This window comes from Nocardia sp. NPDC004722 (genome assembly GCF_053601505.1).
This window is the reverse complement of the sequence record NZ_JBSGBY010000351.1, coordinates 1-8,939: the sequence shown is the minus strand read 5'-3', so window position 1 is coordinate 8,939 and position 8,939 is coordinate 1. Positions and strand designations below refer to the sequence as shown.

The following is an 8,939-nucleotide window of genomic DNA, read 5'->3' as shown; positions in this document are numbered from 1 at the left end:
GCCCAGATGCAGTACATGCCCGAACTGATCGGCCACGATCTGCACCTCGATGTGCCGGGGGCGGGTGACGAAGCGTTCCAGGAACAGGGTGTCGTCACCGAAGGCGGCACCGGCCTCACGCCGCGCACTGATCAGCGCGGCGGGCAGATCCGCCGGATCCTCGACCCGTCGCATACCCTTGCCGCCACCACCGGCGGAAGGTTTGACCAGCACCGGATACCCGATTTCGGTTGCGGCCTCGATCAATTCGGCATCGGACAGGCCGGGGCGGGCGATGCCCGGCACCACCGGCACCCCGTACTCCGCCACCGCGTTCTTGGCGGTGATCTTGTCGCCCATGATCTCGATGGCCCGCGCCGACGGCCCGAGGAACGCGATCCCCGCCGCCTCCAGCGCCGCCGCGAACGCCGAATTCTCCGACAGGAAGCCGTATCCCGGATGCACGGCCTGCGCGCCGGAGCGCACCGCGGCCGCGACCACCTTGTCGATGTTCAGATACGACTCGCGCGCGGCGGCCGGACCGAGCCGGACCGCCGTATCCGCCTCCCGCACGTGGCGGGCGTCGGCGTCGGCGTCGCTGTACACCGCGACCGATCGAATTCCCATGTCCCGCAACGTGCGAATCACACGCACGGCGATCTCGCCACGATTGGCGACCAGCACCGTATCGAACGACACGGGTTGGGCTTTGCTCATCATTGTCATCACATCCGGAAGACGCCGTAGGAAACGGGCTCGAGCGGGGCCTGCGCGCAGACCGAAAGGGCCAGGCCGACAACCGTTCTGGTATCGGCGGGATCGATGACGCCATCGTCCCAGAGCCGGGCCGTCGAGTAGTACGGATTGCCCTGCGCCTCGTACTGCGCGCGGATCGGGGCCTTGAACTCCTCCAGATCCGCCTCGCTCTGATCACCGCGGACGGTCGCCAGCACCGACGCCGCCTGCTCACCGCCCATGACCGAGATGCGCGCGTTCGGCCACATCCACAGGAAGCGCGGCGAATACGCGCGCCCGCACATGGAGTAGTTGCCCGCGCCGTAGGAGCCGCCGATGACGACGGTCAGCTTGGGCACCCGCGCGCACGCCACCGCGGTGACCATCTTCGCGCCGTGCTTGGCGATGCCGCCCGCCTCGTAGTCGCGCCCGACCATGAACCCGGTGATGTTCTGCAGGAACAGCAGCGGAATCTTGCGCTTATCGCACAGTTCGATGAAATGCGCGCCCTTCATGGCGGATTCAGCGAAAAGGACACCGTTGTTGGCGACGATCCCCACCGGATGACCATGAATCCGAGCGAACCCCGTCACCAGCGTCTTGCCGTACTCCGCCTTGAACTCCTGGAACTCACCACCGTCGACCATCCGGGTGATGACCTCCCGCACGTCGTACGGCGTCCGCAGATCCACCGGCACCACGTCGTACAACTCGTCCTGCGGCGCAATGGGATCCACGGTCGGCGCGACATCCCACGGCGTCGGCGTCTTGGGCCCCAGCGTCGCGACGATATTGCGCACGATGCGCAGCGCGTCCTGATCGCTCTCGGCCAGATGGTCGGTGACACCCGAAGTGCGCGAATGCAAGTCGCCGCCGCCCAGCTCCTCGGCGGTCACCACCTCACCGGTGGCCGCCTTCACCAGCGGCGGGCCGCCCAGGAAGATGGTGCCCTGATTGCGCACGATGACGGTCTCGTCGCTCATGGCGGGCACGTACGCGCCACCGGCGGTACAGGATCCGAGCACGGCGGAGATCTGCGCGATCCCCTTGGCGCTCATATTCGCCTGGTTGTAGAAGATGCGGCCGAAGTGCTCACGGTCGGGGAACACCTCGTCCTGCCGCGGCAGGTACGCGCCGCCGGAGTCGACCAGGTAGATGCACGGCAGGTTGTTCTGCAACGCCACTTCCTGGGCGCGCAGATGCTTCTTCACCGTCATCGGGTAGTAGGTGCCGCCCTTGACCGTCGCGTCGTTCGCGATGATCACGCACTCGCGCCCCGACACCCGGCCGATGCCGCCGATGACGCCCGCGCCCGGGCACTCGTCGTCGTACATGCCGTTGGCCGCCAGGGGCGACAGCTCGAGGAACGGACTGCCGGTGTCCAGCAACTGGTCCACCCGCTGCCGCGGCAGCAGCTTGCCGCGCGCCAGGTGCCGCTCGCGGCTCTTCTCCGAGCCGCCCAGCGCGCTGACGGCCAGCCGTGCCCGCAGCTCACCGACCAACGCCTGATGCGCGGCCCGGTGACCGGTCCGTGTCTCCTCGCTCAGCGTCATGCGCTCCGCCTCCCCGCTCGGGCAGGCCCGCTCGGTTAGTCACCAATAACTGGAAAATAAGATAATCTTCACTAACTGAGTTGTCCAGCACCGACGGGAGGAGCCACGGTGAACAGTGCGGAAACCGTGACGCCCACGCGTCGCGAGCAGCTCAAGGCGCAGCGACGGCAGCAGCTGCTGGACGCGGGCGCACGGCTGATCGCGGACCGCGGATTCCTCGGCATGCGCCTGGATGATCTCGGCGCGGCGGCGGGCATCAGCGGCCCGGCGGTGTACCGGCACTTCCCGAACAAGGAAGCGCTACTGGTCGAATTGCTGGTCGGAATCAGTCAGCGACTACTCGACGGCGGCCGCGCGGTCGCCGAAGCCGCGGACACCCCAAAAAGGGCCCTCAACGGCCTGGTCGACTTCCACCTCGACTTCGCCTTCGGCGAGCCGGAACTCATCCGCATCCAGGACCGCGACCTGGACAACCTCCCCGACGCCGCCCGCCGCCAGGTCCGCCGCACCCAGCGCCAATACGTCGAAGTCTGGGTCGCGGTCCTACGCGACCTCCACCCCGACCTCCCCGAACCGGCCGCCCGCGTCCAGGCCCACGCCACCTTCGGCCTGATCAACTCCACCCCCCACAGCGCCCCGGCCGCCCTCGCCACCCGCGCCCGCCCCATCCTGCGCCAGATGGCCCTAGCCGCCCTCAGCTGAGCGATTCGCGAAAATGATCGACGCGGGGTTCGCCTACTAGGCGGGGCCCGCGATCCGGGCCTGCATGGCGGCCAGGCGGGCCGCGAATTCCGGGGAGCCGAGAGAGTCCAGTTGCGGCACCACCTCGGTGCTCACGGCTTCGGCGTGGGCGGCCAGGGCCCGGGTCGCCCGCATGGTGCGCTTGGTGGTGATGAGCAGGTCGCGCGGGACATCGGTGGTGGCGGAGGCGAATTCGACGGCGGCGTCCACCAGCGCGTCATGATCGCCGTCGACGACCCGGTGCACGAGCCCCGCCTGCTCGGCAGCCTCCGCGCCGAGCACCTCACCGAACAGTGTCATGGCCGCCGCCTGCTGCGGACCCACTGCCCGCTGCAGCATCCAGGTCATTCCGCCGCCCGGGTGAATTCCCAGTCGCAGGAACCGAGCGTCGAAGCGCGCCTTGCCATTAGCGAACCGGACGTCGGCGGCCAGCGCGAGATTCAGCCCCGCGCCCACGGCCTGTCCGCCGACCGCCGCGATGGTCGGCAGCTTGCACCGCGCCACCGCGAGGAAGCCTTCGTAGATCGACCGCAGCCCGGCCTCATTGGCCTCGCCGAGCTCCGCCAGATTGGCACCGGCGCAGAAGGCCGGAGGTGTCCCGGTCACCACGAGTGCATGGACCGACTGGTCTGCTTCCGCATCGGCGACCGCATCCGCGAGATCCGCGGACAGGTCCAGCGTCAACGCATTTCGCTTGTCCGGATCGTGCACTGTCACCAGCGCCACCGCATTGCGGCGCTCCACCTTGATCTCCGCCATGGCCCCAGATGGTAACCCTCGTCACCCGCCGCGCAGTTCCCGCGCCGCGGTTCGCAACACCATGACGAAGCCACCCCGCACCACCGGCAGGAACATCCGCGTCCACAGCGGCGCGAGCAGGGGCGCGGCGATCTCGAAGGTCGACGACCAGCGCACCCGGGTGCCCGAGTCGCAGGGCTCGCACTCGATGGAACCTTCCTGATGTCGTAGCGGCGGAACGGAATTCAGCAACCGATAGCGCATCAACCGCGGCGGATCGTATTCCACGATCTCCTCGGTGAGCCGCAGCAACGGCGTCACCACCAGCCGCACCGCGCCCTCGCCATTGCCGTTGGTATGACCGGGCCGCACCAGCGTGACGCGCCGAACCAGTGGAACCCGTTGGTAATTGGTGACATCGGTGAGCCAGTCGAAAACGTCCGGCTGCGGTGCCTCGATCGTGCGCTCAACGTCCACCGTGCGCATTCCGGCCCCGTTCTGATCGACTCGGATCCTGCGGGCAGCCTACGTGATCACCGCGTCGCCGCCACGATTTTGCCTGGTGACTACCATTGCCGGTATGACCGTCGAGGAGCAGCCGCAGCGCGTGATCCGCCGCCGCCCGAAGAACCGGCGCGCCCAGATCGCCGCCACCTCGGCCGCCGCGTTCGGTTCGCTCGGCTATCACGGCGTGAGCATGGAGGACATCGCGACCCGGCTCGGAATCTCCTCGGCCGCACTGTATCGGCACTATCCGAGCAAGTACGCGCTCTTCCGCGAGGAGTTGCTGCGCCTGGCCGACCTGACGGCACAGGCCGCCACCCCGCCCGAGGAGGACCTCGACCCCCGTGAGCGCCTGGACCGGGTGCTCGATCGGATGATCGCCGACACCATCGCCAACCGCTCCACCGTCACCCTGGTGCGCTGGGAACGCCGCTACCTCGACGACGCCGACCGGCAGACCCTCGAGGATCAGTTCACCGCCGCCCTGACCACTTTGCGCGCGCTCATCGGCGCTGTCCGTCCGGAATTGGACGGTCACGATCGCGCGGTGCGCGCGGTCAGCCTGTTGAGCGTGATCTCGAGCATCGGCGACCACCACGCCGCCCTGCCCGCCAAATCCCTGACCGCACTGCTGCATTCGGCCTGCGATGCCATCATCGCCACCGATCTCCCGCCGGAGGGCACCGCGGCCGCGGCGCCGAGAGCCGTCGAGATCCCGCAATCCTTCAAACACGAGCTGCTGCTCAAGAAGGCCGTCGAACTGTTCCACGCGCGCGGCTACCCGAACGTCAGCGTGGAGGACATCGCGGCGGCGGCCGACCTGTCGGCGGCCTCGGCCGTCTACCGCTACTACCGCAGCAAGGGCGATCTGCTGGCCGCGGCCTTCCGCCGGGCCGCGGATCGGGTGTCGGGCGCGATCGGTCCGGCGGTGGCGTCGTCGTCGAGTTCGGCCGAGGCACTGAGCAAACTGGTCGATCTGTATGTCGCGGGTTCCTTCGCCGAACGCGAACTGACCTTCGTCTACTACGCCGAATTCGGCCATGTCTCGGCCGATGAGCGCACCATGCTGCGCAATGTGCAGCGGCTCATCGTCGCCGAATGGGTGCGGTTGCTGGTGGCCGTGCGCACCGAACTGTCCGAGAGCGAGGCGCGCATTCTGGTGCAGGCCGCCTTCGGCCTGGTCGTCGACCTGGGCCGGGAGTTCGGCGACCATCCGTCGATCTGCCCGCAGCCCAGGGTGATCCGGCTGATGGAAACTACCCTGTTCGGTTCGTCTCCATCGGCGTGAACGGCGCGTAGTCGCGCACGCACCCGTTGTCCCACTCCCAGAGCGAGATCGGATCGACGGCGACGCCGCTCTGCAGAATGAGCCGCCAGCCACCGTCCTCCCGCTGCCAGATATCACCGTCGCGGTCCCAGTAGAGGCCGATGGTGTGCGGCTCGACCGTCTCAGTCCGGCTCATGGCGTTCCTCTCATAGCTACCCGTCAGCGATTGCGTGACGTCTGGCGGCCAAGCTCCGGCGCGCATGATCTGTGCGAGTACGGCCGCGTAGTCGTCGCTCTTGCTCATTACTGTCACCATTGGCAATCCCTGCGTAGCGGTCATACCGAAAAGTATTCGCCGCCACGCTTCCGGGACTCTTTCGTGGTGATTGGGCCTTGTCTTCTGGACAAATATATTTGCCAAACATTCGCGGATGCAGGAAGCGGAGTGCGCGAGTCGAATTCGCTCATCGGTTTCCGCCGAGTCGGGCCGTCGCGCGGTGGAATAATTGCTGCCTTATGGTCGAACCGCGGATTCAGGTACTCGGCCCGATCCAACTCAGCATCGAAGACCAAGCGGTTGGCTTGGGAGCCACCATGTTGCGGGCGGTGCTGGCCCGCCTGGTCGCCGCGGGCGGCCGCGCCGCCAGTGCCGACCGGCTCATCGACGATCTGTGGGAAGGCAATCCGCCGCCGACCGCGGTCTCGGTGCTCCAGGTCCACATTCACAATCTGCGCCGCCTGGTCGAACCCGACCGGCCACGCCGCGCGCCGTCGCGATTCCTGGTCTCGAAATCCTCCGGCTACGCACTCGAACTCCCGCCCGAATCCGTGGACGCCTGGCATTTCGAGGCGCTGCTGCATGATTACGAACGGCGGCTGCGCGCCCCCGGCACCCCCGATCCGCTTGAACGCCGCGGGCTGCTCGACGCCGCCCTGTCGTGCTGGAACGGCAGCGCCTACGAGGGACTGACCGGATTCGGCTGGGCCGCACAGGAGGCCGCCCGGCTCACCGATCTGCGGCTCACCGCCGCCGAAATGCGCGCCGCGGTGGAACTGGAACTGAATCGGCCCACCGAGGTAGCCATCGAACTGCGGACGCTGTTCGACGAACATCCCGAACGCGAGGAAATCGCGCGCCTGCTCGCCACCGCCCAATACCGCGCCGGGCAACAGGCGCAGGCCCTGGCCACGCTGCGGCACTCGCGCGAATATCTGGGCGCGGAATACGGCATCGACCCCAGCCCCGCGCTGCGCGAATTGGAAGTGGCGATCCTCAGCCACGCCGAAACCCTCGCGGGCGCGGGCGGACCGGTGGCGAGCGTGCCCGGCATCCGAATTCCCGCCGCTCCCAGCCAACCCGGCTACACCCGCGAACAGACCACGTTGCGCGAGACCGCGGCGCGAGCGAGCACCGGCCGCAAACTGCATATCGTGTGGCTGGCCGGTGAGGCCGGCGCGGGCAAGACCACCCTCGCCGAGGCGGTCCTGAGCCAACTCGCCGCCGGTTCCTGGACGGCCCTACGCGGCGGCTGCCCCGAAGTCGACGGCGCACCACCCGCCTGGGCCTGGGTGGAGATGCTCGCCGGGCTGGATCGGTCCATGGCCGAGAACCTGGCCAGCGCGGACGCTTTCGCGATCGCACGCACGGCGGTGACGCTCTGCACCGAGCGCACCGCGAACGGACCGCTCGTCCTGCTCATCGAGGACGCCCACCGCGCCGACACGGCGACCTTGCAGGTCCTCCGCCAGGTGGTGAACTGGCTGCGCGACCAGCCAGTACTCCTGCTCATCACCCTGCGTGGCTCGGAGGCGGGCCCCGGCCTGCACTCGACAGCCGCCGCCCTGGCACCCAACACCGCCGAATGGCTGCAGCTGACCGGCCTGGATCTGGAGGCCACCCGGCAGGCGGTGCTGGACGCCGGACTGCCCGAGATCTCCACCGAGGCACTGCAATCCCTGCACCGCCGCACCGCCGGCAACCCGCTGTTCGTCCGGGAGACCGCCAAACTCATGGCGGCCCAGCGCCTCGGCGGCGACGGCGACGAGGTGCCCGACTCCATCCGGGAACTCATCCGGACCCGGCTGCAACGCCTGTCCCCCGGCGTGGCCACCGTGCTCGGGCAACTCGCCATCTGGGGCGACGGCGTCGACTTGCGAATCCTGGCGCTGTCCACCGCGATCGGCGAGGACGAGCTGATCGATCTGCTCGCCGAGGCCGAGGTGGCCGCCCTGGTCCGCAGCGACCGCACCGGCCGCATCACCTTCGACCACGCCCTCATCCGGGACTCGGTCTACCTGGGCATCCCGCAGCTGCGCCGCAGCCGAATGCACTGGACCGCACTGCAATTGCTGCTGACCCACGCCGAGGACTTCCCCGGTCTGGCCCGCGACCCGGAAATGCTCGCCCACCACGCCGTGCTGGGCGCACGACCCGAAACCGCGGCACCCGCCATCGAATTCGCCCGGCAGGCGGCGGTGCGCAATACCGATCGCGGCATGGCCGCCGACACCGTGCGACTGTGGCAATCGGTCATCGAGTTGCACGAGCTGGCCGGACACGACGGCGAGCATGCCGCGCGCGCCGATCGGGTGGCGCTGGTGGAGGCGCACTGCGCTCTGGTCTCCGCCATGGCTTTTCAGGCCCGCTGGATCGAGGCGCGCCGGGTGCGCGAGCAGGCGGTGTCGGCGGCCCAGCAACTGGCCGACCCATCATCCGGAGCCGGTGCGGCGCATCGAGTTCCAGCAGGACGTCGTACCAGCTCAGCGGGAGACCGGTGGCGCGGCGCAGGGCGGCGTCGAGTTCGGGCACGAGTTTGGCATGCACTTGCAGCAGTGCTGACCAGGCGTGGACGGCCGGATGCGATCGGGGAGCGGGCACCCGGCCATTCTAACCAGTTGCGTGCGCCCGCACATAAGTAGTAGCGTGCACGCGCACACAGTTTCGTGCTCGGAAAGGAATTCCCATGACCGCACTCATCACCCGCGACGAACTGGTCCAGGAGATCGAGGCGGGCTCGGTGATCGTGCTCGACGCCCTGGGCGGCGAGTACTACGCCAAGGCTCATCTCCCCGGCGCCGTCGCCCTCGTCGAGGACGAGGTGGAAGCCCGTGCCCCGCAACTGCTCCCGGACCGCGCGGCGGCCATCGTCACCTACTGCTCCAATGCCGCGTGCGCGAACAGCCAGCACGTGGCCACCAAGCTCGAGCAGCTCGGCTACACGAACGTCCGCAAATACCGTGACGGCATTCAGGATTGGACCGACGCGGGCCTGCCCGTCGAAAGCTAATTGTCCCAGACAGATATAGGATGCGGTGGTTGGTTCGATCCACGACGAAGGGGCTCACCGATGAGCACGATCCAGCTGACCACACCCAACGGCACCATCGACGCCTTCGTGGCCACCCCGGCCGGGACCGATCCC

Annotated in this window: 9 protein-coding genes; 4 read left to right on the top strand and 5 right to left on the bottom strand. The window is 68.4% G+C overall.

Annotated elements, in window-relative coordinates; all coding sequences use genetic code 11:
- Positions 1-699, bottom strand: a 699-nt coding sequence (locus ACWELQ_RS28850; protein ID WP_452400180.1) for a biotin carboxylase N-terminal domain-containing protein, incomplete at its 3' end; no start/stop codon positions are given.
- A 5-nt stretch (positions 700-704) separates the two neighbouring features.
- Positions 705-2,267, bottom strand: a complete 1,563-nt coding sequence (locus ACWELQ_RS28845) for a carboxyl transferase domain-containing protein (RefSeq protein WP_452400179.1) — start codon at positions 2,265-2,267, stop codon at positions 705-707.
- Positions 2,268-2,375: 108 nt separating this feature from the next.
- Here ACWELQ_RS28845 and ACWELQ_RS28840 point away from each other — a divergent pair, with 108 nt between their 5' ends.
- A complete protein-coding gene (locus ACWELQ_RS28840) occupies positions 2,376-2,969 on the top strand; it encodes an SACE_7040 family transcriptional regulator (RefSeq protein ID WP_452400178.1) in 594 nt (197 codons plus the stop codon).
- 36 nt (positions 2,970-3,005) lie between these two features.
- Here ACWELQ_RS28840 and ACWELQ_RS28835 read toward each other — a convergent pair whose 3' ends face one another.
- Together ACWELQ_RS28835 and ACWELQ_RS28830 are read right to left on the bottom strand one after the other, a co-directional pair.
- Positions 3,006-3,767 carry an enoyl-CoA hydratase gene (locus ACWELQ_RS28835; protein WP_452400177.1) on the bottom strand — a complete coding sequence of 254 codons (762 nt, stop codon included), beginning with the start codon at positions 3,765-3,767 and terminating at the stop codon, positions 3,006-3,008.
- Positions 3,768-3,788: 21 nt separating this feature from the next.
- The gene (locus tag ACWELQ_RS28830) at positions 3,789-4,232 is read right to left on the bottom strand and encodes an SRPBCC family protein (protein WP_452400176.1); all 444 of its coding nucleotides are present in this window, start codon (positions 4,230-4,232) and stop codon (positions 3,789-3,791) included.
- 94 nt (positions 4,233-4,326) lie between these two features.
- On the opposite strand from ACWELQ_RS28830, the gene ACWELQ_RS28825 reads away from it, so the two are divergent.
- Positions 4,327-5,538 (top strand): TetR family transcriptional regulator, encoded by a 1,212-nt coding sequence (locus ACWELQ_RS28825; RefSeq protein ID WP_452400175.1) that lies wholly within the window; start codon positions 4,327-4,329, stop codon positions 5,536-5,538.
- Here the strand turns inward: ACWELQ_RS28825 and ACWELQ_RS28820 are convergent.
- A complete protein-coding gene (locus ACWELQ_RS28820) occupies positions 5,507-5,821 on the bottom strand; it encodes a hypothetical protein (protein ID WP_452400174.1) in 315 nt (104 codons plus the stop codon). The two genes, ACWELQ_RS28825 and ACWELQ_RS28820, sit on opposite strands and share 32 nt — an antisense overlap.
- A 290-nt stretch (positions 5,822-6,111) precedes the next feature.
- Between ACWELQ_RS28820 and ACWELQ_RS28815 the strand changes: the two genes are divergently transcribed.
- Both ACWELQ_RS28815 and ACWELQ_RS28810 read left to right on the top strand, forming a co-directional pair.
- Positions 6,112-8,436 (top strand): BTAD domain-containing putative transcriptional regulator, encoded by a 2,325-nt coding sequence (locus tag ACWELQ_RS28815; RefSeq protein ID WP_452400173.1) that lies wholly within the window; start codon positions 6,112-6,114, stop codon positions 8,434-8,436.
- A gap of 44 nt (positions 8,437-8,480) precedes the next feature.
- On the top strand, positions 8,481-8,804 hold the full coding sequence (locus ACWELQ_RS28810; RefSeq protein ID WP_452400172.1) for a rhodanese-like domain-containing protein: 324 nt from the start codon (positions 8,481-8,483) through the stop codon (positions 8,802-8,804).
- The last annotated feature ends 135 nt before the right edge of the window (positions 8,805-8,939 follow it).

Bases quoted from the DNA above. Each gene is read 5' to 3' on its own strand.
- ACWELQ_RS28845 (WP_452400179.1), bottom strand. From the start codon at position 2,267: ATGACGCTGAGCGAGGAGACACGGACCGGTCACCGGGCCGCGCATCAG.
- ACWELQ_RS28835 (WP_452400177.1), bottom strand. From the start codon at position 3,767: ATGGCGGAGATCAAGGTGGAGCGCCGCAATGCGGTGGCGCTGGTGACA.
- ACWELQ_RS28830 (WP_452400176.1), bottom strand. From the start codon at position 4,232: ATGCGCACGGTGGACGTTGAGCGCACGATCGAGGCACCGCAGCCGGAC.
- ACWELQ_RS28825 (WP_452400175.1), top strand. From the start codon at position 4,327: ATGACCGTCGAGGAGCAGCCGCAGCGCGTGATCCGCCGCCGCCCGAAG.
- ACWELQ_RS28820 (WP_452400174.1), bottom strand. From the start codon at position 5,821: ATGAGCAAGAGCGACGACTACGCGGCCGTACTCGCACAGATCATGCGC.
- ACWELQ_RS28815 (WP_452400173.1), top strand. From the start codon at position 6,112: ATGTTGCGGGCGGTGCTGGCCCGCCTGGTCGCCGCGGGCGGCCGCGCC.
- ACWELQ_RS28810 (WP_452400172.1), top strand. From the start codon at position 8,481: ATGACCGCACTCATCACCCGCGACGAACTGGTCCAGGAGATCGAGGCG.